Origin of the sequence: Streptomyces sp. NPDC050564 (genome assembly GCF_044457265.1) — a bacterium.
Taxonomy (GTDB): domain Bacteria; phylum Actinomycetota; class Actinomycetes; order Streptomycetales; family Streptomycetaceae; genus Streptomyces.
In genome coordinates, this window is sequence record NZ_JBITGS010000051.1 from 1 (window position 1) to 25,395 (window position 25,395).

The window sequence follows — 25,395 nt, forward strand, 5'->3', positions numbered from 1 at the left end:
ACCCGGCGTTCGGCGATCCGCCAGGACAGCATCCGGTCGTCGTAGGGCTGCGCCCCCTGCGCGCGGAAGGTGATCGGCCTTTCGGTGGCCCTGCGGTACCGCCGGGAGCCGGGTTTCCCGAGGTTCCCGGCCCTCAGGTTCGCCTTCAGCGTCGCATACGCGTCACAGGTCTTCTTGATCACATGCTGGGCGGCCTGCGCCCCCAAGTTCCACCGCGCCTTCACCTCGCCGTAGGTGAGCCTGCGCAGCGCGAAGTTGTTCTTCACATCCCTTTCGAAGGCCACCTCACTGACCCAGGTGGCCGCCTCATTGCACGCGCGCAAAGTCGCCTCAAGTGCCGTCGCCTGCACGGGCGTCGGCAACAGTTTGACCTGCACAACCAGCTTCACACCCGTGACGCCAACCGGAATTCCCAGGCCTCGCATTCGAACACGGGACAATCCCACGCCCTCCCGGACCCGCCATCCCGGACCCGCCATCCCGGACCCGCCATCCCGGACCCGCCATCCCGGACCCGCCATCCCGGACCCGCCATCCCGGACCCGCCATCCCGGCGCTCCGCGCCGGACGCCACCGCGGTGCTCCGCACCGCTCACCTCAGGACACGATTCCTCCCGGGCGTGAACGCCCCGGGGTTCCTCGCAAGAATCACGCTGAAGAATCGAGGTTGATCGTCGTCGTCGACAGGTCGCCCGCGACCGGCTCCTCGCCCGCGGCGAGAGATGCGCAGACATGCGATGAGCGAGTGGGGACGTGTTATTGCTCGGATCTGTAGTCGGCGGGGTTCTCGTGGCGCACTCTCTCGACGAAGGCTGCCTCGTCCTGTGCTACGCGGCTGGCTTCTTCGAACACACTGAGGACCTGTGCAGCGGGAATGACGGCAGCGCCGGACGTATCCGCGAACACGTAATCACCCGGGCGGACGGTCACGCCCGCTACGACGACCGGCCGGTTGGCCTCGAACGGCGTGACCACATCGCCGCCCCATTTGGTCGTCTGCCCCCAGCAGTAGACGGCGAAGTCGTATCGGGCGATTTCGATGAAGTCCCGGAGACGACCGTCGGCCAGAATGCCCGCAAGTCCTGCTACTGCCGCCTGCGACAGCTTTGTTCCGCCCCCGAGTGAGACGTCTGAATGCCCATTGCTCGCCAGGACCAGCACGCGCCCCTGTGCGCCATCTCCGATGGCGTCATTGAACAGCCGGAAGAAGTTGAATTGCTCGGGTGGGAGCGCTTCCTCACATGAAGGGAGATAGGAGACCGTAACCGCGGGGCCCAGCAGGACCCGGCCCGGAGTTGGACTCACCAGGTCGTTGATGTGACACCTATGGCGGTGTATCCGTCCCATGGCATCGACGACGTCGGGGGTGCGTACCCGCGAGGCCAGATCTTGCAGGCGGTCGTTCATGTCTGCCATGGAGACTCCCGAGCCGACATGCGGACTTGTCGTAGGCAGGTCATTGCGGTGTTGGGATCTTGAGGTAATCCAGTCCGCCCGCGTCGAGCCACAACTGGGTGGGAGATACGACCAGGCGAAGCAGAACGCTGTCGCACCCGGGACAGCGCAGCACCATCCCGGGGCCATCGAGGTAGGCATGTGTCTGGGCAAGCACCATCTGTGCCCCGCAGCCGCGGCATCGTCCGGAAGCCATGGTCATGTCGGTCCCGAACAGGGACTCGAGGTCCCCGGCGGCGGCGTTGCCGTCAAGGAAGTCAGGCGTCAGGGCCATAGCCATTCAGCTCCCTGTCGTACCGATACGCCCGGGCCTGTCGACCGGGATCACGGGTGTGCCTCAGGCAGAGACCGAACGCGGCAGGCAAACCGCAATGGGACCGTCTGCACACGTAAGGTGATTGATGGGCTCCCACCGCTGCAAGTCGCCAGCCCGGGCACCCCGCCACTGGCGTGTATACCACCCATTATGGACGACCAGGTAGAACCTGGCTCTCTGCGAGGCCGACGGCGAGCAGCAGCGCGGTGCTGTCGGCTCCTGCGCGTAAGAAGTCGCAGGGTGTGGTGCAAGGCGTACCCCTCAAACCGTAGGAACCAGGACAAGCCTCAGGGCGGTCCGGGGCGGCGGCGCCTGCACGCGCTAAAGCCAAGCCACTTACGGTCGCGGTGTTTCACCGTCTTGTCGTTCGCTGGGTCCAAAACGCTCGGTGCGGATACGGCCAGGGTGGTGGCCGAGGGCCACCAGCAGGCCGGCTGCCTTCTCGACGAAGCCGGTGGAACCGCAGGCGTAGCAGGTGGGCTCGAAGTCCGGTGGCCACCCGGCGCTTGACACGTCCGAAGCGGTGAAGTGTCCGGGGGCCGCGGCCACTGTGGTGGGGTGGAGCGGGTATAGACGTACGTCTTGTCGAGGCCTGGGTCGTCCCGTTTCAACTTGGCCTTGGGGCGCAGGCAACGCCCGCCGAGCTCCAGCAGTTCGTCAAGGAGCGTGTGGCGGCGTACAAGTACCCGCGCCAGGTGTGGCTCGTGGACACGCTGCCGAACGGCCCCAGCGGCAAGATCCTCAAAAGGGAGATCACCGCGCCGACGCACCGGACGGGCTCTGTCACGTTGACTGACCCGGTGGGATGATCTTCTGGTTGATCAAGGTGGGAGGGCGCCCCCAAGGAGGCCGGTCGCGGCGCTTGGCGTCCGCGACCGGCCTACGGGCGTGCCCAGTGGGGATTTCCGCTAGCTGGTCTTCCACTTCTGATTGTCGCCGCCCCAGCAGGACCAGAGCTGGACCTTGGAGGTGGCCAGGTCCTTGTCCAGGCACAGACCGGACTTCACTGAGCGGATCGTGCCGTCGGAGTAGAACATCCACTTCTGGTTGTTCTGCCCGTTGCAGTCGTAGGTGCCGACCTCGGTGGCGTTGCTCGTGCCTTCACGGTAGGCGTCCAGGCACTTCGTGCCGCCGTAGACGGTGAGCTGCCCGGAGGGCGTCAGGGTCCACTGCTGGTTGGCGCCGCCCGAGCACTGGTCGTAGACCTGGACCTGGACGTTGTCGTGGCTGACATAGGGGACGTCGAGACAGCCCTTGCCGTCGGCGTTGCGCAGGATGCTCGTGTGTGAGCCGGGGTCGGCACCCCAGGCACGCTTGACGGCGTCGATACCGCTGATGTTGCGGACGCCCACCGCCAGGTTGGCACCGCTGCCCTTGAGGTCGAAGAGCGAGTAGTAGTCGTGGTCGGGGTACTCCTGGTACTTGCCGCCGATGGCAGGCCAGTAGACCGCGCCCATGCCGAGTTCGTGGACGGTGTCGGTGTCGGCGCGCAGGTACCGCACGAAGTTGTCGGTGCTGTTGGCGTCGTTGTAGTCCTTGCCGGCGTCTGCCCCTGCGCCGTCCATCGGTGCGCCGAACTCGTCCAGGATGGTGCGCTTGGCGCAGGTGCCGACCTTGCTCTTGAAGTCGGTGACCCACTCGCCATAGGTCCTCGCCGGCTTACCGAAGGCGTAGTGGTGGAGCGAGAGGTAGGTCCCGTCGAGGCGGGAGTCGGCGCACACGCTCGTGACGTAGTCGTTGTAGCCGGGCCCGCTCACGATGATGCGGTTCCTGGGGACCGACGGGCGGTCGGCGATCCACTTGGCGGCGATGTCCGCCCACTCGGTGGCGCTGTGCCCATGGGGCTCGTTGAACGGCTCGAAGTAGACCAGGCCATTGGACCCGTACTTGTCCGTCACGGCCTTCCACATCGACTTGAACGCATCCGCGTCGACGACCTTGCCGTTCCAGCCGGGCCCGTCCGGTTTCCCGTCGTTGTTCTTGTCCTCGCCGTCCCCTTCCCAGTAGGAGAGGATGACCTTGAAGCCCTTGGCTGTCGCGGCATCGATGGCGCCGGCATACCTGTCGCCCCACGTCGTGCCCGGGACGGAGTGGCTGTTGATCGGCAGCCGTACGGTGTTGGCGCCGAGCGTGCTCTGGAACCCGCTGAGGATGGTGTTGGCCTTGGCCTTGACGGTCTCGTAGCTGTCGGATTCGTTCAGCCCCTCGGGGACAACGGCTCCGTAGGTGAAGTTGTCTCCCACCCTGGCCCAGTTCACGCCTTGGAACTGGCCGGCGTCCAGCGTGGAGTCTTCGGCGGCGGCCGGTGATGCGCCGGACAAGGTACTGATCGACACGGTGATCAGCCCGGCCAGCAGACCAGTTGCCACGCGGTGCAGGGCGCGCGTACCTGTGGGAGGGGGTGCGGTGGAATGAGAACTGGGTCGGGTGGGCTGGTAGTTGAGCATGTCGTGTCCCTTCTGTGCTCGCGGCTCTGTGCAGACGGCTCTGTGCAGGCCGCCGATCGAGGTGGCGCGGACGGGTGCCGAACCGAAGGTCGACTTCGTTTGAGCCGTGGCAGCTGTCGGTTCAAGGTGGGTCCGCTGGAGTCGGCTTCGCCTGTGGTGCCTGTCGGCGTCGTCGTCCACCACTCTCGGCATCGGCTGGTTGTGTGGTACTGCTGTCGCGGACTTCGAGTAGCGGGGGGCCATTACGCACATCTCGATCACCGGCCGGAATGCTGCGGCTCTCGGTCAGGCAATGCGCCGTTGGAACTGTTGGCTCCAGCAAGTGCCGCAGGTGTACTGGGTGATCACTCCGTGACCGTGGGCGTGCGGCTGCACGGATACTGCGCCTTCGGTGGTGTCGGTGGACCTTTGTCGATGGCGGTGAACTGCGTTCCATTGGTCGCCCTCTGGACTGGGCCAGCCTGGGCGAGGGCACCACCGACAACCAGTGCGAGTACTCCGCTGCCGCGTCTTCGGCACTGGTCGGACCCCTTCGAGCCCAAGGTGACGGTCTTCGGGTCACTCGCCGTCCCCCTGCCACCGCCACAGCGCGCGGCGGTCGGGGCCGGGACAGGAAAGACCGGGGAACAAAGCTGCATGACGACTCCTGGGGCAGAGCAGCGGGCCTTTGGGGCGCAACCCACGAGGGCACAAGTTCGATCAGAAGCAAACGAGACCAAACGGAGGAGGGCCCATAAGATCCGTTTGGCCTGTCGAACGTCAAGAGTCGTGCATCCCCTTTTTCCGACCCTTACGAAAACCGGTGACCTGGAGAAATCGCTTTCCGCGTGCGCTCGTTGATGGATCCCCGCAGGCAAGAGGTGATGGATGCGCCCCCATGACCCGCATCGGCCCGCATTGCGCATCAAGCGAGCAACTGCGAGAGATGCCGGCGACTCTGAGGTTGATTCAGGTTCATCCACCCGGTCGACACTCGGAGTTGTCGGACTGTCGAGCGAGGGGCTTCGCGGACACGACACCCGTACGCACACCCCCACATCGTTCGACACATCGGACGGCATGCGGAATGCAGTACAGCTCCGAGCGTTTCGAAGAGACTTCCTCCAACCCCTTGCAGAAGCCTCACGGAACTCCTAAGTGGTTCTGATCCACTTCTTGTGGGGCGGTTACGGAGGGTGACGTTCTTCAGTCGGCGAGGAGTATCTGCAGGCGGAGGAGGTCGAATCCGGCGCGACCATACCCGTCCCTCTTGATCCGCTTCGCCCTGTTGACGTTGCCCTCGACCTTGCCCGAGCTCCATTCCAGGGTGAGGCCGGCGGTGACGGCATTGAAGTCCTGTCGCAGGCCACGGGCCAGGCTCTGCCGCGGCTTCATCCCGGTGGCCTCGGCGATGTCAAGCCATTTCTCCAGGTCACTACCGCGGCGTTTGGCCATCATCGCGGCGAAGGAGCGGACGCACGCGGCGACGGTGTCCAGTTCGGGACTGCGTGACAGGAGCTTCTTGAGCTTGAGCGTGCTGCTCTCGTCCAGGTGGTCCGGGTGCGAGGTGATCAGCCAGGTAGCCGTGCGGACCGTCAGCGCCTTGGGCTCGTCGGGCGCGGGCTTGCCGCTCGCCCGGATCTCCTGGAGATGCCGGCGCACGGTCCGCTTGCTGCCGGTGAAGCCGAGTTCGACGGTCTCGGCGTGAAGCCGTGCCGAGTCCGTGCAGCCCTCGTTCCAACGCCGGTGGAGGTAGGGCGAGTAGGCGTGGATTTCGCCCTGGCGGCGCGACCCGGTGGCCAGCGACGCGTCCTCGGGCGTGGCTGCGTGCGCGTACCGGCGCACGGTTTTGCGGTCCAGCCCGAGGGCGTCGGAGATCGCTTGGATCGGGACGCCCTTGCCGCAGAGGGCATGTACGGCGGCGTGACGCTCGCGGCGCCGGATCACGCGCATCCCCTCCGGACGCACCGACACCTCCTCCTTGGTCGCGGCCGTCGGCCCGTCGGTGGCGTCAGAAGCCGTGTCCTCGGTAGGTTCGGTCAGGCAACTACGGTGCGTGGCAACGCACTTCTCGACGGCCTCGCACAGGTTCTTCCACAAATGGAAGCGGTCCGCGACCTGGATCGCGCCGGGGCAGGCGGTGCGTACGGCCTCGGCGTAGGCACTGGCCCGGTCCCGGCAGACGATCTCCGCTCCTGGGTGTGCGCGAAGCCACCCGGTGAGGGTGTCCGCGGTGCGGTCGGGCAGCACGTCGACGCGTTCCCCGGTCTCCATGTCCAAGATGATGGTCCCGCAGACGTGCCCCTTCTTCAGGGCGAAATCATCGACACCCAGCACCCGAGGTGCGACGCCGACACGCTTGTCCGGGAGCTTGCGTACGAGCCTGAGCAGGGAATTCGCACTCGTCGGGATGGACAGGTGTGCGGCCAGCCGGGCACCCGGGCGTCCGGCGAGCGCCAGAGCGATCTTCTCCAGCGAGCGACGCAGCAGCGGTGTGCGCCGCGCGAATCGCTCGGTGAGCCCGTCGACTTGCTCGACGAACGTGCGGCGACCGCACGCGGCCTCCGGGCAAAGGAAGCGTCGTACCAGCAGGTCGATCACGACCCGTTGCCCGGCCGCCGCGAGGTCTGCAAGACGCCGCCGGTAACCGCCATGGACACGGCCGGACACCCCGCCGCAGTCTGGACACGCCGCCTCGCTCGTCACCGTCCGTGCCGTGAGGGCTATCCCGCCGTCCTCCGCTCTGACCTCGTCCACCACGACGGAGGACAGGCGGGAGAACGCCGTGGAGAACGTCGAGAACGCGCTGCAATCACACGAACAGCCATCCTGCCAGCCTGCTGTGACGCCGCATCACCGCCCCACAAGAAGTGGATCAGAACCGCACAAGATGGCCGTTGACACGCGACCCTCGAAACCCGCTCCTGCCTGCCCTTCCGAGTCGGCGAAACGATCACCACTGAACTCGCCCCCCGCGCCCGGAGGATGGAGCCTCAACGGCCACACCTGACCGACACCCCTCCGCCAGCAAACGCCCCGAAAACCAAGATCACGCACTCGACACCGACCACACTCAACCAAGCTAATTGTCCGTGCAGTTACGACATTCTCGGCCTATCTACAGCACCGCACTTCAGCAGCCGTGGGGCTCCGCGCTCGCCGTCTGCCTGGTCGGCTGGACCCCGTACGCCGCCCAGACCGCTGCCCTGATCGAGCAGGAACGCGCCTCCGGCCACTTCCTGGCCTCCCGCTCCCTGGGCGCCGGCCCCCGCCACCTCCTCACCTGGCACTACCTCCCCGCCGTCCTGCCCGCCCTCGCCCTCAGCGACCTCCTCCGCCTGCCCACCACCATCCTGGTCCTGGCCTCCGTCGGCTTCCTCGGCCTCGGCGAGCAGCCGCCGACCCCGGAATGGGGCCGCCTGCTCTCGGAGAACCAGCCCTACGTGGAACTGGCGCCGTGGACCGTGGCGGGTCCGGCCGTGGCGTTGGTGCTCCTCGCGGTGGCGGCGGTCGGGGCCGTGGGAACGGGGCGCGGCGGGCGCGCCTGGATCCCGGCACGAGGCCGCAGGTCGCGGCGCGGAACCGGTTCGGCGAGTGGCCTCACCACCGAGTAGGAGGCCCGTCGCACCGAACGTTGACATGGCGTCGACCGAACAGGAGGGGCATCTTGAGCCACCGACACTTTCACAACGAAAGAGTCGAGGTGGAAGCTCCTCGAAGTCACCCCACCTTCTAGGGCCTGCTCGCAAAATTCAGGCAATCATGCTTCCGCCATGGAAGTAATCGCGGTTGCGTGGAATGCTGACCCCTGCTAGCCGAGCACCTGCCGCGCATGCCGACCCTGGGGAGGGCCACCCGTGGACGCCACCACCGCTCCGTCGACCCGCGCGGTCGCCCTGGAAGTGCTGCTGAGCGGCCCCCTGCCCCGCAGCGAGATCGCCCGTCGCCTCGAGATGTCGGCCGGCAGCCTCACCCGGTTGGCCAAGCCGCTGGTCGACAGCGGTCTACTCGTGGAGGTGGACACCAACGGTGGCCCCGAGTCCGGGACCCTGCGCCGGACTCGGCCGCTCGACGTCAACCCCACCGCCCACCACTTCATCGGCGCCAAGGTGACCGGCGACGACGTCCACGCCGTCCTCACCACGATGCGCGCCGAGGTGGTGGCCTCCAGCCGCAGACCTCTGACCGGCCGGGACCCCGCCTCCGTCGTGGCGACCGTCAACGAGCTGACGCAGGAGCTCACCCCCAGGCATGCGCAGGTGAGTGGACTGGGGGTGAGTCTCGGAGGGCGAGTCGTCGACCATACGACGGTGACCGACGCGCCGTTTCTGCGATGGACCACAGGCGTTCCCCTCGGGGGCCTCCTCCAGGACGCGTTCGACGGTTGCGTCACCGTCGACAACGACCTTCTGGCGCTCACCCGGGCCGAGCACTGGTTCGGCGCGGCACGCGGTCATGACCGTTTCGCGGTCGTCGCCATCGGCGCGGGCATCGGCTACGGCCTGGTCATGCACGACGCCGTCGTCGACATCCCTGACGTCGGTGCCGGGCTGCTCGGGCACCACCCCCTCGACCCGATGGGCCCGCTCTGCCCGCGGGGGCACCGAGGCTGCGCCACGGCGATGCTCTCCGTCGCCTCCATCCGCTCCGCCGTCTCCGTAGGACTGCGCCGTCCGGTGACCTACGACGAGTGCCTCGACCTCGCAGCCGGCGGCGAACCAGTCGCCACGGCCGTGGTCACCGCCTCCGGTCGCGCCCTCGGCCGCCTGCTGGCCGCGGTCGCCAACTTCACGCTGGTACAGAAGATCGTGGTCACCGGCGAAGCCGTGCGTCTGGCGGAAGCCGCCCGTCCCGCCATGGATGAGGGCATCCGGGCCGACCGGGTCCCGGATGCCGCCCCTGTCGACGTGGACGTCCGCCACAACAACTTCGCCCACTGGGCCCGTGGCGCGGCGGCCACCGTCATCCAGAGCTACGTCCTGGGCCACGCCCCGACACCGGCGCGACGCCCACGGACAGCAGCGGCCGGCCCCGGAGCAGGCGCCGCCAGGGTCGCTTCAGGCTGAGTGAAGTCGTCGGGTGCGCCATCACGCGCACTCCGACTCTCGCGCCGCCTTCCGCGCAGGCACACTCATGCCACAATTCCATGCTTTGTCGAAGCGCTTCGATAACGGCCTAATCCGACGAGGCGCCGCTTTTGATGCCGTCAAATAGAGACCCAGCCCGTACGCATCCCGGTTTCCGCCTTTTCGAAGAAACTAAGGCGAAATCTCTTGTGCACTACGGAGGGCGTCACTTAATCTCACGGCCAAATCGAAGCGCTTCGACAGCGTCCTCGCGCAGCCGTGCCGACGCGCCGCTCTCAGCTCAGCCAGTTCTCCCGACACCGCAGCCGACGGCCCACCGCCGGGTGTCCAGGTGCACAACGAAGGGTTGAAGCAATGACACCGAACACCGTCTCCCCAGCCGGAATGAGCCGCAGGAACTTCCTCACCTCCACGGCCGTCGCCACCGCCGCAGTGGCCGGCGGAATGCCGCTCCTGACCGCCTGTGGCGGTTCGAGCGGCGATTCAGGCGAGGGCACCACATCAGGCAAGAACGCAGCCAAGCTGCTCCCGACGTACGTCGCCAGCACGACCGCGCGGCCGGACCTGCCGTCGAAGAACGGCTCGGCCGCCGGGTACACCGGCAAGATCGACCTCGCCGACCTTGCCGCCTCCGTCCCCGACAAGCTCGGGACCGGCGCCCCCTTCAAGGTCATGTCCCCGCTCTGGGGGACCCCGCCGAAGCCGGACTGCGCCTACTACACGGAACTCGACAAGGCGGCGGGCACCAAGATCACCTGGCAGAACCAGGACGGCAACACCTACGGCCAGAAGCTCGGCGCCGTCCTCGCCTCCAGCTCCATACCGGACGTGGTGGTCGTGCCCGGCTGGGAGCTGACCGGCAAGATCCCCAACGCCGTCATCGCGAAGTTCATGGACCTTGGCCCCCACCTGGCGGGCGACAAGGTCAAGAAGTACCCCAACCTCGCCGCGATACCGACCGACTCCTGGCGCATGAGCATCTTCGGCGGCGCACTGCGCGGCATCCCGATGCCCGCCGCTCCCGTGCCCGGCATCGTGCCGTTCTACCGCAAGGACATCTTCGACAAGAGGGGATACACCGTCCCCAAGTCGGCGGAGGAGTTCCTCAGTTGGGCCAAGGAGGCCACCAGCGCCAAGGCCAAGGTGTGGGCCTGCGCCGACATGCGGTGGGCCGCGGCGGCCATCTTCGGTCTCCAGCCGGCCGGCACGCTCGGCTGGAACATGGGCAGCGACGGCAAGCTGACGTACCGCATCGAGCATCCTGAGTACCTCGAACACCTGGAGTGGGTACGCAAGCTGTTCGCGGCGGGCGTGGTCCACCCCGGCGACAAGGCCAACACCGGTGACCCGTCCCAGCGGTTCACCGCCGGGCAGATCCTGGTCTTCAACAGCGACGTGTCCGGCTGGTACGGCACGACCGCCGAACAGGCCAAGGCCAACCCGGACTTCGTGATCGACGGCATGGACTATTTCGCCGCCGACGGCGGTGACCCGACCCTGTACGCCACCCAGCCCGCCGGCATCTGGTCGATGATCCGCAAGGGCGCTTCCAAGGAGACGGTCGAGAACGCACTGGCCGCCGCCAACTTCGCGGCGGCCCCCTACGGCACCAAGGAGCGGATGTTCGTCGACTACGGCGTCGAGGGCACCCACTACACGGTCAAGAACGGTGTTCCGGTGAAGAACGACCGGGGCGTGCAGGAGGTGAACAACGCCTGGGTGTTCCTCGGGGCCCCCGCTCCCTACCTCGCCCATCCCGACCTTCCCGACGTCGCCCGCAAGCAGGTCGAGTGGCAGCAGCGCCAGGGCGTCTTCGTCAAGAAGACGTCCACGTACGGCATGAACATCCTCGAACCGCGCCGCTACGCCAACATCTCCACCCCGTTCGAGCAGCTCGAGATCGACTTCGTGCGCGGCAACAAGAAGCTGTCCGACGTTCAGCAGGCCATCTCGACGTGGAAGACCTCCGGCGGCGACAAACTGCGCGACTGGTACAAGAAGCTGCTGGAGAAGAACGGCAGTGGTCGCTGATGTCCCTCACAGCGGGGAGCAGGCCGGACGGGACGCGTCCCCCCGCGGCCGTCGAGGAGCCGGTGGCCGCGGCTGGCACTGCCGTCCTCACCCGACACGTGCCGGGCAAGGCCCGCCGCACGGGCAGGGTGCCCTTCCGGGGCCGGCTGCGCCGCGACCGCACGCTGATCCTGATGACGCTGCCCGTCCTCGTCCTTCTCCTGGTCTTCAACTACGTTCCGCTGCTCGCCAACGTCATCGCCTTCCAGGACTACGACCCGTACGCCGCGGGCAACGGCATCACAGCCGTCTTCCACAGCCCCTGGGTCGGCATGGAACAGTTCGCGAGGATGCTCCACGACCCGCCGTTCTGGGACTCCGTGCAGAACACCCTCGTGCTGTTCCTGCTCCAACTGGCGCTGTTCTTCCCGGTCCCCATCGTGCTCGCGCTGGTCATCAACAGCGTGATCCGGCCCCGGGTGCGGGCCGTGGCACAAGCGATCATGTATCTGCCGCACTTCTTCTCGTGGGTCCTCGTGGTCACCGTCTTCCAGCAGGTCTTCGGCGGCGCTGGAATCATCGCCCAGACCGTGCAGAACCACGGGTGGAGCGGCTTCGACCTGATGACGAACGCGAGCCTGTTCAAGTACATGGTCGTGGCACAGGCCGTGTGGAAGGACGCCGGCTGGGGGATCATCGTCTTTCTCGCGGCCTTGTCCGCCGTCTCCACCGACCTGTACGAGGCCGCCGCCATGGACGGCGCGGGGCGCTGGCGCCGCATGTGGCACGTGACGCTGCCCGCGCTGCGCCCGGTGATCGCGCTGCTCCTGGTCCTGCGGGTCGGCGACGCGCTCAGCGTGGGATTCGAGCAGTACCTGCTCCAGCGTGACGCGGTCGGGGCCGGCGCCGCCGAGGTCCTGGACACCTACGTGTGGAACATGGGCATCCAGAACGGCGACTTCAGCTACGCGGCCGCGGTCGGCCTGGTCAAGGGCTTCATCGGAGTCGCACTCGTCCTGGGCGCGAACAAGTTCGCGCACCTGCTCGGCGAGCAGGGGGTGTACAAGAAATGAGCCTCAACACACAGCTCGTCCGCAGCCTCAAGGCGCCCGCACGCCCCGTGTGGGAGGAGCCGCCGGGCAAGACCGGCATCACCGCCAAGAGCGGATTCCTCCTGCTCTGCTGTCTGGGAGTGCTCGCACCGCTGTGGATCGTGATCGTCACCAGCCTCTCCCCCAAACCCGTGATCGACCAGGCCGGAGGCCTCGTCGTGATCCCCAAAGGCATCACCTTCATCAACTACACCGAACTGCTCAGCGGCGGCCAGGTCAGCCGGGCGATCACGGTCTCGGTCGGCGTCACCCTCGTCGGCACCCTGTTCTCCATGACGGTGTCGGTGCTCGCCGCCTACGGCCTGTCCCGGCCCGGCAGCCTGGGACACCGGGTCTTCCTGACGGCCATGATGGCCACCATGTTCTTCGGAGCCGGGCTGATCCCCACCTATCTGCTCGTGCAGACACTCGGCCTCACCGACACCTATCTGTCACTGATCCTGCCGAGCGCCGTCAGCGTCTTCAACATCCTGGTGCTGCGGGCATTCTTCATGGGCATCTCCCCCGAACTCACCGAGTCCGCCCGCATCGACGGCGCAGGCGACCTGCGCATCCTGCTGACCATAGTCCTTCCGCTGTCCCGGGCGGTGCTGGCCGTCATCGCCCTGTTCTACGCGGTCGGCTACTGGAGCGCCTGGTTCAACGCCTCCATCTACCTCTCCGACCAGCAGATGATGCCGCTGCAGAACGTCCTCATCCAACTGGTCCAGAAGAACACGGAGGCGCCGACAGGTCTCGCGCAAGCGGTCCACACCGGCCAACTCTCGGCACTGGGCCTGCAGATGGCCGTCATGGTCCTCGCTCTGATCCCTGTCGCCGTCGTCTCCCCGTTCGTCCAACGGCACTTCAAGAAGGGCATGCTCACCGGCGCCATCAAGGGCTGACGCCGAGGAACAGGGTCGAGGAAAGGCAAAGGGCGGGGCCGGCCACGGCTAATGCGTTGGCCGACCCCGCCGCGCACTGCGCATTCCAGGGGGTGTCACGGTTGACGAGGTGTCACCTCACGCGGAACGCGCGCTCAGCCGTCGAGGGGCTCGTAGTCGAACCAGTCGAAGTGGACGGCGCCCCGGGCAGCGTACATACCCAGGACGCGGCCGGTGAAGCCGCCGGCGACCTCGGTCGACAGGTAACGGCCATCCAGTTCGGCGAGCGAGGTGAAGGTCCGGTCCGACGCCTCGACGCCGAGGGAGACGACGTCCGGCCCGGTGAGCGGCCCGCGCGAGGACGTCGGGTCGCTCACCGTCACGGCGAGCACCAACGGCTCGGCCGGGACCGGCTGTTCGGCCACGACTGTGCGCAGGTCGCCGATGCGCGCGATCACCTGGACGTGCGTGCCGGTCGCCTCGATCGCGTAGTGGTGGCGCTCGTCGAGCCGCACGGCCAGGCCGCCACGCCCCTCGGACGGGTCGATCAGGGTGCGCGCCCGGCAGGTCAGGTGCTGCTGGCGGCGGCCGGTGAACACCACGTCGGGTTCGTCCAGGGAGCCGCCCCGCGCGCGCAGGGTCAGCCAGCCGGGGCGCTCCTTGGTGGTGCAGTGCTCCACGGACCGGTCGCGCACCGAGATCCAGTACGGACGCAGCTCGGCATTCTCAAAGTCGTCCCGCCGCTCCTCGGCGGGAGCCGGGTCGAGCGGCCAGGGCAGAGCGGCGAGGTCCAAAGTGACCTCGCCGACGACCGGCCAGCCGTCCTGCCAGGTCACCGGCGCCAGAAAGGTTTCCCTGCCGAGGACGTGCCAGCCGGGGGTGCCACCGCGGGGCCGTACGCCGAGGAAGACCAGCCACCAGGAACCGTCGGGGCCCTGCACCAGGTCTCCGTGGCCGGTGCTCTGGACGGGGTGGCTCGTGCCACGGTGAGTGAGAACCGGGTTGGCCGGGCACGGCTCGAACGGGCCGTCGGGTGTCCGCGCGCGGGCGATCGACACGGCGTGGCCGCGCTCGGTGCCACCCTCGGCGATCAGCAGGTACCAGTAGTCGCCGATCCGGTACAGGTGCGGAGCCTCCGGTGCCTGGGCGCCGGGCGCGCCCGACCAGAGCTGCCGCGAAGAACCGTGGGTCCGGCCGGTGGCCGGGTCGAGTCGGACCTGGGAGATGCCGGCGCCCGTGCACCAGCAGGTGCCGTCCTCGTCCCAGGCCAGGTCGGGGTCGATGCCGGGCACGCCGGGCGCCGGCATCGGGTCCGACCAGGGTCCGGCCGGGTCGGTGGCCGTGACGATCAGGTTGCCGCCGCCCTCGGCGCAGTTGGTGACGATCAGCCAGAAGCGGCCGCCGTGGTGGCGCAGGGTGGGGGCGTAGATGCCGCCCGAGGACGGCATCGAGGCGGGCAGGCGCAGCTGCTCGGACCGGTCCAGGACGTTGCCGATCTGCGTCCAGTGCACCAGGTCGCGGCTGTGAAAGATCGGTATGCCGGGGAAGTACTCGAAGCTGGAGCAGGCGAGGTAGTAGTCGTCGCCGACACGGCAGATGCTCGGGTCGGGGTGGAAACCGGGGATGATCGGGTTGGCGGCGCGGAGCGGGTGGTTCGGGGCGGGCACCTGGAACGTCCTTTCGTCGGTGGGCGGTTCGGCGGGCAGCCGGGGCGGCACTCAGGCGTCCGGCGTCGTGCGGGTGATGCGGAGCAGTGCCGCCGAGGGCGCGGCGGGCAGGGTCACGGCGAGCTCGGCCCTGTCCGGGTTCCAGGCGGCAGTCGCCCCGCGTGCGGCGGGGTACAGCACGTCGGCGCGGGTCGCGCCGCCCGTCGGCTCCGGCAGGCGGACGATCACCGTGTCCTCCCCGCCCGGGCGGCGCCAGACGGTGAGGTAGGTGGTGGCGGGGGTGTGCAGGGCGAGGGCGGTCCACGGGCCGTCCCAGGCGGGAAGCCCGAGCGGCCAGGACGGCACTGCCTGCGGCAGATCGGTACGAACGGCCCGGTACACGGCGATCGCCTCATGGACCAGTCCGCGGGCTTCGGGCCCCAGCTCCGGCAGCCGGCCGGAGAGGTGGATGCGGCCCAGAAGTGCGCTCGTCATCGTGAAGGCGACTTCGTCAAGGGAGTCTCCGGGCTGCGGATATGCCCACACGGCGCCCTGTTCGGGGGTGACGGCGGTGGGCGCGGAGGCCGCGATGGGCGCGTAATGAACGAGGTTCTGCTGGTCGCTGGTGGACTGCAGCTGCAGCCGGGACAGCAGAGCGTGATCCCAGCGCATGCCGCCCGAGGCGCAGTTCTCCACCACCAGATGCGGGTGGCGGTCCAGGATGCCGTCGAGCCAGTCGAGGTGGGCGCGGTTGTGGCCGAGCAGACCGTCGCCCGGGCTCTCGCCGGGGTGGGCGCTGGTACCGGAACCAGGGTCGATGTTGTGGTCCAACTTGAGGTAGCCGACGCCCCACGCGCCGACCAGGCGGTCCACGACCTGGTCGAGGTGGGCGCGGGCGGCTGGATGACGCAGGTCCAGGTGGTGTCGGCCGGACTCGGTGACACGTACGCCGTCACGGCGGAAGAACGCCTCGTCGGGCAGGGACTTGGCCACGGGGCTGTGCACGCCGACGACTTCCGGCTCCAACCACAGGCCGGGTGTCATGCCGCACGCACGGATGCGGTCGAGGACCTCGTGGATGCCGCGCGCGCCCGGGAAACGGGAGACGGACGGCTCCCAGGCGCCGACGCTGGTCCACCAGCCGTCGCTGTCGTCGTACCAGCCGGCGTCGATGACGAAGTACTCGGCGCCCGCATCCGCCGCCGCGTCGATCAGCGGCAGCAGCTTCTCGGTGGTGGGGTCGCCCATCAGGCAGTTCATGTAGTCGTTGAAGACGACGGGCAGACGCAGGTGGTCGGCGTGCGGACGGCGCTGGGCGCGCCGGTAGCGGGTCAGCGCGGCGAACGCGTCATCCGGGCCTGCGTCGGCAGCGACCGACAGGGCCACGGGCACGGTGTGAAAGGCGGCGCCCGGCTCCAGTCGGTGCCGCCATCCGTGATGGGTGTCGGTGGGGCCGAACAAGGCGACGTACGCCGCCCCGTCGTGCTCCTGACACTCCCAGCGCCAGCCGCCGCCGTTGTGCTCGATCTGCCACACCCACGCACGGCCGGAGTGACGGTCCGTCAGGCCGCCCATCGGCAGGTGCCCGCAACTGGACCAGACGCCCTGGCCGGTCACTGCGTATCCGGCCTTGCCGTGCCCGTACGGCACACGGCCGCTCACCGCGGGCGTGGTCCGGCGCATCGGCTGCGACCGCCAACGGCACTCGGCCAGCCAGTCGTTTTCCGCCCACCACACGTCGGCCGCGTCGATCGCTGCCGGGTCCCGCGGGGTGAGACAGCCCACGACGAGCGAACTGACCGATTCCAGGTGCAGCGTGTCCGGCCCTTCATTGCGCAGGGTCGCCTCGCCGCGGAGCACGGGGACGCCGTCCGGCGACCGGTAGGTCATCTCGACGGCGAGCCCGGTCTCCGGGTCGTGCAGGTCCACGGTCAGGGTGTGCCAGTCTCCGTCCCGGCCCGCCCGGTGCCCTCGGTGGCGCAGGCGGGCGCCGAGAGCGGTCCCGATCAGGCGGCTGCCCGACCAGTCCCGGCCGTGGCCCGCCGCCGTCACCTCCACCAGAGGCAGGGACGCGCCGTCGTCGCCGCCCACGTCGCCGGGGCGGCCCATATGCGCAAGGCGGACGCGGTCGTCGTCGCCGACGGTGAAGTCGAGTCGCAGGGCGCTGTGACCCCAGCGGAAGTCCCGCTGTTCGTTGTCCATGGTGTCCTTTGGTGTCCCTTGGTGTCCCTTGTACGGAGGTGGGGAAGCCAGTCGCGGGATATCGGAATCGAAGCGCTTCACTAAAACAGGAAGCTAACCGAGTCAATTCTTCGGAACAAGAGGAAAGAGGGAGAATGACGTGTCAACTCCCGGGAAAATCCCCTCGGTTCGAACCATTGACAGCAACGGAGAGGGAATGTCAGCGTCGATGCGCTTCGACACATGCTCTCCACCACCACTCGACCCCCGTCTGCCGAGGGATCCCTCACGTGACTTCTGCGTCCGCATCCGCAGCCACGCCCCCCTTCCGCGACTCCGCGCTCACGCTGCACGAGCGCGTCGACGACCTGCTGGAACGGCTCACGCTCGACGAGCGGCTCGCCATGCTGCACCAGTACGTGCCCGCCGTCCCCCGCCTGGGCATCGCCGCGTTCCGCACCGGAACGGAGGCGCTGCACGGTGTCGCCGGCCTCGGCAGGGCGACCGTCTTCCCCCAGGCCGTGGGGCTCGGCGCCACCTGGGACGAGGAACTCGTGCACGCCGTCGGCGAAGCCGTCTCCGCCGAACTGCGCGCGTTGCACCGGCATCAGCCCACCCCGACCGGGCCCGGCCCCAACGGGCTGCAGGTCTGGTCGCCCGTGGTGAACCTGCTGCGCGATCCGAGGTGGGGCCGCAACGAGGAGGGCTACTCGGAGGACCCGCTGCACACCTCGCGCGTCGCCACTGCGTACTGCCGAGGACTGACCGGTGATCACCCCGCCTACCTGCGGACCGCTCCCGTACTCAAGCACTTCCTCGCCAACAACAACGAGACCGACCGCAGCGTCACCTCCTCCGGCCTGCGCCCGCGCGTACTGCACGAGTACGACCTGGCCGCCTTCCGCCCGGTCATCGCCTCCGGCGCGGCCACCGGCGCCATGGCCGCCTACAACCTCGTCAACGGCCGTCCCTGCCATGTCAGTCCACTGCTCGAGCGAGAGCTGCGGGCCTGGGCCCGGCCCACGGGCCACGAGCTGTTCGTGGTCAGCGACGAGGGCGCGCCGACCAACCTCGTCACACCGGAGCACTACTTCGACGACCACGCCGAGGGCCACGCCGCCGCCCTGAAGGCGGGCATCGACAACTTCACCGACCTCCGCGAGGACAGCGCGACCGTGATCGGCCGACTGCGCGAGGCGCTGGAGCGCGGCCTGATCGACGAGGAGGATGTGAACCGCGCCGTCCGCCGGCAGCTGCAACTCCGCTTCCGACTGGGCGAGTTCGACCCCGACCTGGACCCGTACGCGGGCATCGGGCCCGAGGTGGTCGACTGCCCCGAGCACCGTGCCCTCGCCCGCCGTGCGGCGGCGGAGTCGGTCGTGCTGCTCAAGAACGACGGCCTGCTGCCGCTCGACCCGGCCCGTGCCGCGCGGATCGCGGTCATCGGCTCGCACGCGGACGCGCTGTACGAGGACTGGTACAGCGGCACTCTGCCGTACCAGGTCGGCATCGCGACCGCTCTGCGGGCGGCGCTCGCGCCCCTGGGCGGCGAGGTGGTGTGCGTGCCGGGCACCGACCGGATCGCGCTGCGCTCCCGTACCACGGGCGATCCCCTGGGCAAGAGCGCCTTCGACGTTCAGGAGTGGGGCGACGGCGTTGTCACCCTGTGCGAGGCCGGTACCGGCCGCTATCTCCGCTGCGGCGACGACGGTTCACTCGTCGCCGAACGGACGTCGCTCAAGAACTGGTTCGTCGACGAGACGTTCCGCCTGGAGCCCGCCCCGGACGACGAGGACGACTTCTTGGTGCTCCGGCATGTGCGCACCGGCCGCTACGCCGCCGTCGATCCCGCGGACGGCAGCGTGCACGTCACCGCCGACGGCCTCGCGGCGGCCGAGCGCTGGCAGCGGGAGCTGCTGCACGACGGGACGGCCGAGGCGCGGGCCGCCGCCGCGTCGGCCGACGCGGCCATCGTCGTCCTCGGCAACCACCCGATGATCAACGGCCGTGAGACCGAGGACCGTTCGGGAATCGCCCTGCCCGAGGCCCAGGAGGCGTTGCTGCGGACGGTCGCCGCGGTCCGTCCCGAGACCGCGCTCGTCGTCATGAGCAGCTACCCCTACGCCGTCGACTGGGCCGACACGCATCTGCCGGCGGTGCTGTGGACCTCCCACGGCGGCCAGGAGACCGGCCATGCGCTGGCGGCCGTACTGCTCGGCGAGGCCGATCCCGGGGGACGGCTGCCGCAGACCTGGTACCGCGGCGACGACGAACTGCCGGACCTGCTCGACTACGACATCATCAAGGCCGGCTGGACCTACCAGTACCACCACGCCGCGCCGCTCTACCCGTTCGGGCACGGCCTGTCGTACGCGGATGTCACCTATCGTGACCTGCGGCTCTCCGCGCACACCATGGCCCAGGACGGCACCTTGGACGTCTCGGTGACGACGGTCAACTCCAGATCCCGGCCCGGCAGCGAGGTCGTTCAGCTCTACGTCCGCCCCCGTCACGCCCGTTACCAGGCGCCCCGGCTGCGCCTCGCCGACTTCCGCAAGGTCCGGCTCGAACCCGGCGAGACGAGGCGGCTCGACTTCCGGCTCCCGGCCGAGCAGTTCGCCCACTGGGACGTGGGGGCCGGAACCTTCACCGTCGACCCCGGCGACTACGACGTACTGGTGGCACGCTCCGCCGGGGACGTCGTCGCCGGCGCGGGGCTCCGTGTGACCGGGCCACCACCCGTGCCCCGTACGGTCGTCGGCCGCCGCACGCGCGCCTGCGACTTCGACGACCACACGCGCGCCGTCCTGGTCGACGCCACCCGGGCCGCGGGCGACGCCGTCGCCCCCTTCGATCCGTCCCGCCCCACGACGCTGCTGTTCCGCTCGGCCGATCTGACCGGCGCCGTCCGCTTCGCGGCCGAGGTCGCCCGCGAGGAGGAGGCCGAGGCCGAGGGCGAGGCGAGCGTGGAAGTGCGGGCGGGCGAGCGGAGCTTGGGCCGGATCGTGGTCCCGGTCACCGGCGACCGGTACGCGTGGACCGAGGTAGCCGCCGAGCTGTCCGGCGTCGAACCCGGCCCGCACGACCTGACCTTGATCCTGCGCGGGCGCTTGCGCCTCGCCGCGTACCGCTTCCACTCGTCCCCGGCGGACGACTGAGCGTTCACCGCGCCCACCAGCGCAAAACAAGTTTGTGCGAAGTCTGTGCCCCCTCCTGATCCCGGCGCCGCGGCCCCTGCCGCGGCCGGGAGACCTCATAGGCGTGGGCCGCGTCCGAGACGATCAAAGGGAGACACCGTGTCCTACAGCATCCGTGCGGGCGGCCTGGAGCGCCACACCGCGGCGGAGATGCTCCGCATCGAGCCCTGGGGCCCGCACGCCGTACGCGTACGGGCCACGGCCGGGACCCTCGACCCCGCCGCCCCCGGCGCGCTGGAGACCCCGGCGCCCGCCACCCCCGACGCCCTGTCCGCATCGGACGACGGCAGTGCCCGTCTGGTCAACGGCCGGCTGGCCGTGGAGGCGTCGGCGGACGGCCGGCTGACGTTCCGTCACGTCGCCTTGGGTCGCGTACTCCTCGCCGAGCGCGACCCGCGCTCCCATCACACCGGCTCCCGCGTCCTCGCGGCCGGCGGCCGCACCCAGCAGTCCTTCGACGCCTACGACGGCGAACGGCTCCACGGCCTCGGGCAGCATCTGCACGGACGCCTCGACCAGAAGGGCTGCGTGATCGATCTCGTCCAGAGCAACACCGTGGCGGCCGTCCCCTTCCTGCACTCCTCGCGGGGCTACGGGCTGCTGTGGAACAACCCCGCCACCGGCCGGGTCGAGCTGGGCGCGGACGCCACCCGCTGGACCGCGGACGCCGGCGGACGCATCGACTACTGGATCACCGCGGGCGACACCCCGGCCCAGATCCTCGACGCCTACACACAGGCCACCGGCCGGCCGCCCCTGCTGCCGGAGTGGGCGTCCGGCTTCTGGCAGTCGAGGCTGCGCTACCGTACTCAGGACGAACTCCTGTCGGTGGCACGGCAGTACAAGGAACGCGGCCTGCCGCTGTCCGTCATCGTCTGTGACTTCTTCCACTGGCCGCGCATGGGCGACTGGCGTTTCGAGCCCGCCGAGTGGCCCGACCCCGCCGCCATGACGCAAGAGCTGGGAGGGCTCGGGGTGAAACTCGCCGTCTCGGTCTGGCCGACGGTCGAACCCGACAGCGACACCTACGACGAACTGCGCGCGGCCGGGCACCTCGTCACGGACGCCGACGGCGGCCTGCTCACCTTCCCGTGGCCCTCCCGCCACGGCGGCGACGCGCTGACCCGCCCGATGGCGTACTACGACGCCACGCACTCCGGCGCCCGCGCGGCACTGTGGCAGCGCCTGAACGACAACTACCGTGCCGTGGGCGTCAGTTGCTTCTGGCTGGACGCCTGCGAGCCCGACCTGCCTCCGGCGTTCGCCGAGCGCGCGGTGTACGCGGCAGGGCCCGCCGCCGAAACCGCCAACCTCTACCCGCTGCAGCACGCCCGCGCGGTGGCCGACGGTCTGCACGCGACGGGCGAGGACCGCCCTTTGTCACTGATCCGGTCGGCCTGGGCGGGCAGCCAGCGGCACGGCGCCCTGCTGTGGTCCGGCGACATCCCCACCACGTTCGACTCCCTGGCGCGCCAGATCCGGGCCGGCCTGAACGTCGCGATGAGCGGCATCCCCTGGTGGAACACCGACATCGGTGGCTTCGCCGGCGGCGACCCCGACGACCCCGCCTACCGTGAACTGCTCATCCGCTGGTTCCAGTACGGCACCTTCGGTCCGGTCATGCGGCTGCACGGAGACCGGGAGCCGAACCACCCCACCTTCTCCACCGACATGACCGCCGGGCCGAACGAGGTCTGGTCGTACGGGCAGGAGGCGTACGACATCCTGCGGCAGCATCTGCTGCTGCGTGAACGCCTGCGCCCCTACCTGCACCGCCTCGCCGAGGACGCCCACCGCACCGGCGCCCCGCCCATGCGTCCGCTGTTCTTCGACTTCCCCGAGGACCCGGGTGCCTGGGACGTGGACGACCAGTTCCTGCTGGGCCCCGATGTCCTGGTGGCGCCCGTGTACGAGGCGGGCGCCCGGGCCCGCCGGGTGTACCTGCCGTCCGGGACCGGCTGGCTCGACCCTGCCACCGGAGCCCTGCTGAAGGGCGGCACGACGCTCGACGCCGAAGCGCCCTTGGAACGCATCCCGGTCTTCGTGCGGGAGGGGTCCGGCATGGCGGAACACCTGGCCTGACGACGCCCCGGGCACCCACTTCTCGTGCGCACACCGGCCAGGCCCTCAAGACAAGACGCCCACCAGAAAGGCAGGACCGTCCATGCCTCCCACCCCGCACCTCTCGCGGCGCGGACTGCTGGCCGCCGGCGCGGCAGCCGCCGCGCTCCCGGTGCTCGCCCCTTCCGCGGCGTCCGCCGCCGGCTCCGGAAGGGCCGAAGCGCCGTACCGCTTCCGCAACGCGGAGATAGTCGGCGGCGGCTTCGTCCACGGGATCGTCTTCAACCAGCGCGAGCCCGGCCTGGTGTACGCCCGTACCGACATCGGCGGCGCCTACCGCCTGGACACGGCGTCCCGGCGGTGGGTCCCCCTCACCGACTGGATCGGCTGGGACGAGTACGGTCACACCGGCATCATCAGCATCGCCACCGACGAGGCCGACCCTGACCGGGTCTATCTGGCGGCGGGTACCTACACCCTGCCCGACTGGGACCCGGACATGGCGGCGATCCTGCGCTCGGCCGACCGCGGCCGCACCTGGAAGACCACCCCGCTGCCGTTCCGTCTGGGCGGCAACATGCCCGGCCGGGGCATCGGCGAACGCCTCGTGATCGACCCGAACCGCAACAGCATCCTCTATCTGGGCGTGCGCGGCGGCCACGGTCTGTGGCGCAGCACCGACCACGGCAAGACCTTCGCGCAGGTGACCCATTTTCCCAACGTCGGCACTTTCGTCCCCGACCCGTCGGACCCCGGCGGCTACAACGGCGACAACCTGGGGGTACTGCAGGTCGTCTTCGACAAGCGCACCGGCAGACCGGGCAGGGCGACCCGGACGCTGTACGTCACCGTCGCCGACAAGGACAACATCCTCTACCGGTCCACCGACGCGGGAGCCACGTGGCAGCGCGTCCCCGGCCAGCCCACCGGATACATCCCGCACCACGCCGTCCTCGACCACGAAGGCGGCTACCTGTACCTCGCGACCAGCGACACCGCCGGCCCCTACGACGGTTCGAAGGGCGACGTGTGGAAGCTCGACACCGCCACCGACACCTGGACCCGTATCAGCCCCGTCCCCTCCACCAGCGACGAGAACGCCTACGGTTACAGCGGTCTGACCATCGACCGGCGAAACCCGCGGACCCTGATGGTGTCCACCCAGGTCAAGTGGTACCCCGACTGCCTCCTGTTCCGGTCCACCGACGGCGGCGCCCACTGGAGCCGCATCTGGGACCAGGACGCGGACGGGCAGCGCACGTTCCGCTACGACATCGACACCTCGGACGCCCCCTGGCTGACGTGGAACGCCTCCCCGAAGCCCCCCGAGGCGGCCCCGAAGCTGGGCTGGATGATGGAGTCCGTCCAGATCGACCCGTTCGACTCCGACCGCTTCCTGTACGGGACCGGGGCGACGATCTACGGCGCGGACAACCTGACGGACTGGGACCGCGACGGCACGGTCCATCTGTCCGTGCGGGCCCAGGGGTTGGAGGAGACAGCGGTCCTGTGCCTGATCAGCCCGCCGACCGGGCGCGCCCATCTCTTCTCCGGCATCGGGGACGTCGGCGGCTTCCGGCACACGGACCTGCACAAAGCGTCGAAGATGTACGACACCCCGACCTTCGACAACACCCCGGCCCTGGACTACGCAGAGCTCGCGCCCTACACCGTCGTCCGGGTCGGCCGCCCCACCAGCGGCTGGACCCAGCACCTCGCTGTCTCCACCGACGGCGGTGACACCTGGAAACCGTCCGGCGACGAACCGGCCGGCCTCACCGGCCCCGGTGTCGAGGACCAGGCCGTCGCCGTCGGGGCCGACGGCCGACGGATCGTCTGGTCACCGGCCGGAGCAGCGGTCAGCTGGTCCGACGACCACGGTGCGACCTGGACCGCCGCGAAGGGGCTGCCGGCGGGGGCGCCGGTGCGCTCCGACCGCGTGAACCCGGCGAAGTTCTATGCGTACGCCTCCGGCGACTTCTATGTCAGCAGCGACGGCGGCGAGAGCTTCGGCCGTACGGCGGCCACCGGTCTGCCCACCGACGGAAACGTGCGGTTCAAGGCGGTGCCGGGCCACGAGGGCGACATCTGGCTGGCCGGCGGCACCGACAAGGACGGGACCTCCACGCCGTACGGCATGTGGCGCTCGACCGACTCCGGAGCAACCTTCACCCGGATCGAAGCGGTGGAGCAGGGCGACGCCGTCGGCTTCGGCAAGGCCGCACCGGGCGCTCCGTACCCCGCGGTGTTCACCAGCTCCAGGATCGGCGGCGTGCGCGGCATCTTCCGGTCCGACGACGCGGGCCGGACCTGGGTCCGCATCAACGACGACCGGCACCAATACGCCTGGACGGGCGGCACCATCACCGGAGACCCCCGCATCCACGGCCGTGTCTACTTCGGCACCAACGGACGGGGGGTCATCTACGGCGACCCGGCCTGAACCCCCGGCTCCGGTCACGGCAGAAGCACCCAGCCGCCGTGACCGGACTCCGGGCGCTGGCGCACCGCCAACTGGAGGGCGGCCGGGTGAAGGCACGGCAGGTGGTGACGAAGAGCGCGACGTCCGCGCCGTGCTCGGGCGCCGACGTACTTCTCGAAGTCCTGCCAGGAAAGGGCGTCGACCTCGGCCATCGACAACTCCCGTGCCCTCGCCTCTCGGAGCGGCTCTCACCCTCCGGAACGGTGGCCGGACGCCTAGGCCGTCCCCGTCGGCGCCCCGATGCCGTGCTCGGCGACATGGCGTACGACTCGAAGGCCGTGCGCCACGAACTGCGTCGGCGCCGGATCCTGCCGGTGATCTCCCGCAAGGGTTCTGCGAACATCAGGGGCCTGGGCAAACTCCGCTATGTCGTCGAGCAGACCTTCGCCCTGCTCCACCAGTTCAAGCGCCTCGCCGTCCGATGGGAACGACGTCTCGAACTCCACGACGCCTTCGTCTCGTTGGGCTGTTCTCTCATCTGCTGGAGGCGCCTCAAGAAGACCCGCTCATGATCCTGTTACGACCTCATAGGGTTGTTGACCGACCACACGTCGCCCTC

General features: G+C 69.3%; 16 protein-coding genes and 1 pseudogene. 10 read left to right on the forward strand and 7 right to left on the reverse strand.

What is annotated here, in order from left to right; all coding sequences use genetic code 11:
* The 3 genes and pseudogenes from ACIBK0_RS45450 to ACIBK0_RS45460 form a co-directional block, all read right to left on the reverse strand.
* Nucleotides 1-389 (reverse strand): annotated as a pseudogene (locus ACIBK0_RS45450) (RNA-guided endonuclease TnpB family protein); the annotation flags it as partial.
* Nucleotides 390-756: 367 nt separating this feature from the next.
* Nucleotides 757-1,416: an RraA family protein gene (locus ACIBK0_RS45455; protein ID WP_399094315.1), complete on the reverse strand. Its 660-nt coding sequence runs from the start codon at nt 1,414-1,416 to the stop codon at nt 757-759.
* A 40-nt stretch (nt 1,417-1,456) separates the two neighbouring features.
* Complete coding sequence (locus tag ACIBK0_RS45460) at nt 1,457-1,735, reverse strand: DUF6510 family protein (RefSeq protein WP_399094318.1); 279 nt, start codon at nt 1,733-1,735, stop codon at nt 1,457-1,459.
* A 605-nt stretch (nt 1,736-2,340) separates the two neighbouring features.
* Between ACIBK0_RS45460 and ACIBK0_RS45465 the strand changes: the two genes are divergently transcribed.
* A complete protein-coding gene (locus tag ACIBK0_RS45465) occupies nt 2,341-2,580 on the forward strand; it encodes a hypothetical protein (RefSeq protein ID WP_399094428.1) in 240 nt (79 codons plus the stop codon).
* Between the two features lie 99 nt (nt 2,581-2,679).
* Here ACIBK0_RS45465 and ACIBK0_RS45470 read toward each other — a convergent pair whose 3' ends face one another.
* Nucleotides 2,680-4,140 (reverse strand): ricin-type beta-trefoil lectin domain protein, encoded by a 1,461-nt coding sequence (locus ACIBK0_RS45470; protein WP_399094321.1) that lies wholly within the window; start codon nt 4,138-4,140, stop codon nt 2,680-2,682.
* 1,263 nt (nt 4,141-5,403) lie between these two features.
* Nucleotides 5,404-6,954 (reverse strand): ISL3 family transposase, encoded by a 1,551-nt coding sequence (locus tag ACIBK0_RS45475; protein ID WP_399094324.1) that lies wholly within the window; start codon nt 6,952-6,954, stop codon nt 5,404-5,406.
* A gap of 335 nt (nt 6,955-7,289) precedes the next feature.
* Between ACIBK0_RS45475 and ACIBK0_RS45480 the strand changes: the two genes are divergently transcribed.
* The 5 genes from ACIBK0_RS45480 to ACIBK0_RS45500 all read left to right on the forward strand — a co-directional run bounded on the left by ACIBK0_RS45480 (nt 7,290) and on the right by ACIBK0_RS45500 (nt 13,290).
* A complete protein-coding gene (locus tag ACIBK0_RS45480) occupies nt 7,290-7,811 on the forward strand; it encodes an ABC transporter permease subunit (protein ID WP_399094327.1) in 522 nt (173 codons plus the stop codon).
* Between the two features lie 243 nt (nt 7,812-8,054).
* Nucleotides 8,055-9,263 carry an ROK family protein gene (locus ACIBK0_RS45485; RefSeq protein WP_399094329.1) on the forward strand — a complete coding sequence of 403 codons (1,209 nt, stop codon included), beginning with the start codon at nt 8,055-8,057 and terminating at the stop codon, nt 9,261-9,263.
* Nucleotides 9,264-9,638: 375 nt separating this feature from the next.
* Nucleotides 9,639-11,315 carry an extracellular solute-binding protein gene (locus ACIBK0_RS45490; protein ID WP_399094332.1) on the forward strand — a complete coding sequence of 559 codons (1,677 nt, stop codon included), beginning with the start codon at nt 9,639-9,641 and terminating at the stop codon, nt 11,313-11,315.
* A complete protein-coding gene (locus ACIBK0_RS45495; protein ID WP_399094335.1) occupies nt 11,315-12,367 on the forward strand; it encodes an ABC transporter permease in 1,053 nt (350 codons plus the stop codon). Before ACIBK0_RS45490 ends, ACIBK0_RS45495 begins: the two co-directional genes overlap by 1 nt.
* Nucleotides 12,364-13,290: a carbohydrate ABC transporter permease gene (locus ACIBK0_RS45500; RefSeq protein WP_399094338.1), complete on the forward strand. Its 927-nt coding sequence runs from the start codon at nt 12,364-12,366 to the stop codon at nt 13,288-13,290. The genes ACIBK0_RS45495 and ACIBK0_RS45500 overlap by 4 nt, the downstream gene beginning before the upstream one ends.
* A 134-nt stretch (nt 13,291-13,424) precedes the next feature.
* Here the strand turns inward: ACIBK0_RS45500 and ACIBK0_RS45505 are convergent, their stop codons facing one another.
* Both ACIBK0_RS45505 and ACIBK0_RS45510 read right to left on the reverse strand, forming a co-directional pair.
* The gene (locus ACIBK0_RS45505; RefSeq protein WP_399094341.1) at nt 13,425-14,936 is read right to left on the reverse strand and encodes a glycoside hydrolase family 43 protein; all 1,512 of its coding nucleotides are present in this window, start codon (nt 14,934-14,936) and stop codon (nt 13,425-13,427) included.
* 51 nt (nt 14,937-14,987) lie between these two features.
* Nucleotides 14,988-17,117 carry an alpha-galactosidase gene (locus ACIBK0_RS45510; RefSeq protein ID WP_399094344.1) on the reverse strand — a complete coding sequence of 710 codons (2,130 nt, stop codon included), beginning with the start codon at nt 17,115-17,117 and terminating at the stop codon, nt 14,988-14,990.
* A gap of 269 nt (nt 17,118-17,386) precedes the next feature.
* Here ACIBK0_RS45510 and ACIBK0_RS45515 point away from each other — a divergent pair, with 269 nt between their 5' ends.
* The 4 genes from ACIBK0_RS45515 (at nt 17,387) to ACIBK0_RS45530 (ending at nt 25,348) form a co-directional block, all read left to right on the forward strand.
* Nucleotides 17,387-20,254 carry a glycoside hydrolase family 3 C-terminal domain-containing protein gene (locus ACIBK0_RS45515; RefSeq protein ID WP_399094347.1) on the forward strand — a complete coding sequence of 956 codons (2,868 nt, stop codon included), beginning with the start codon at nt 17,387-17,389 and terminating at the stop codon, nt 20,252-20,254.
* 138 nt (nt 20,255-20,392) lie between these two features.
* Nucleotides 20,393-22,375: a TIM-barrel domain-containing protein gene (locus ACIBK0_RS45520; RefSeq protein ID WP_399094350.1), complete on the forward strand. Its 1,983-nt coding sequence runs from the start codon at nt 20,393-20,395 to the stop codon at nt 22,373-22,375.
* Between the two features lie 82 nt (nt 22,376-22,457).
* The gene (locus tag ACIBK0_RS45525; RefSeq protein ID WP_399094353.1) at nt 22,458-24,797 is read left to right on the forward strand and encodes a xyloglucanase; all 2,340 of its coding nucleotides are present in this window, start codon (nt 22,458-22,460) and stop codon (nt 24,795-24,797) included.
* Between the two features lie 38 nt (nt 24,798-24,835).
* Nucleotides 24,836-25,348, forward strand: coding sequence for a transposase (locus ACIBK0_RS45530; protein WP_399094356.1), 513 nt, complete (start codon nt 24,836-24,838; stop codon nt 25,346-25,348).
* Nucleotides 25,349-25,395: the final 47 nt, after the last annotated feature.

Excerpts from the sequence above, each read along its gene's own strand:
- ACIBK0_RS45455 (WP_399094315.1), bottom strand. The coding sequence starts at position 1,416 with ATGGCAGACATGAACGACCGCCTGCAAGATCTGGCCTCGCGGGTACGC.
- ACIBK0_RS45460 (WP_399094318.1), bottom strand. The coding sequence starts at position 1,735 with ATGGCTATGGCCCTGACGCCTGACTTCCTTGACGGCAACGCCGCCGCC.
- ACIBK0_RS45490 (WP_399094332.1), top strand. The coding sequence starts at position 9,639 with ATGACACCGAACACCGTCTCCCCAGCCGGAATGAGCCGCAGGAACTTC.
- ACIBK0_RS45495 (WP_399094335.1), top strand. The coding sequence starts at position 11,315 with ATGTCCCTCACAGCGGGGAGCAGGCCGGACGGGACGCGTCCCCCCGCG.
- ACIBK0_RS45500 (WP_399094338.1), top strand. The coding sequence starts at position 12,364 with ATGAGCCTCAACACACAGCTCGTCCGCAGCCTCAAGGCGCCCGCACGC.
- ACIBK0_RS45510 (WP_399094344.1), bottom strand. The coding sequence starts at position 17,117 with ATGGACAACGAACAGCGGGACTTCCGCTGGGGTCACAGCGCCCTGCGA.
- ACIBK0_RS45525 (WP_399094353.1), top strand. The coding sequence starts at position 22,458 with ATGCCTCCCACCCCGCACCTCTCGCGGCGCGGACTGCTGGCCGCCGGC.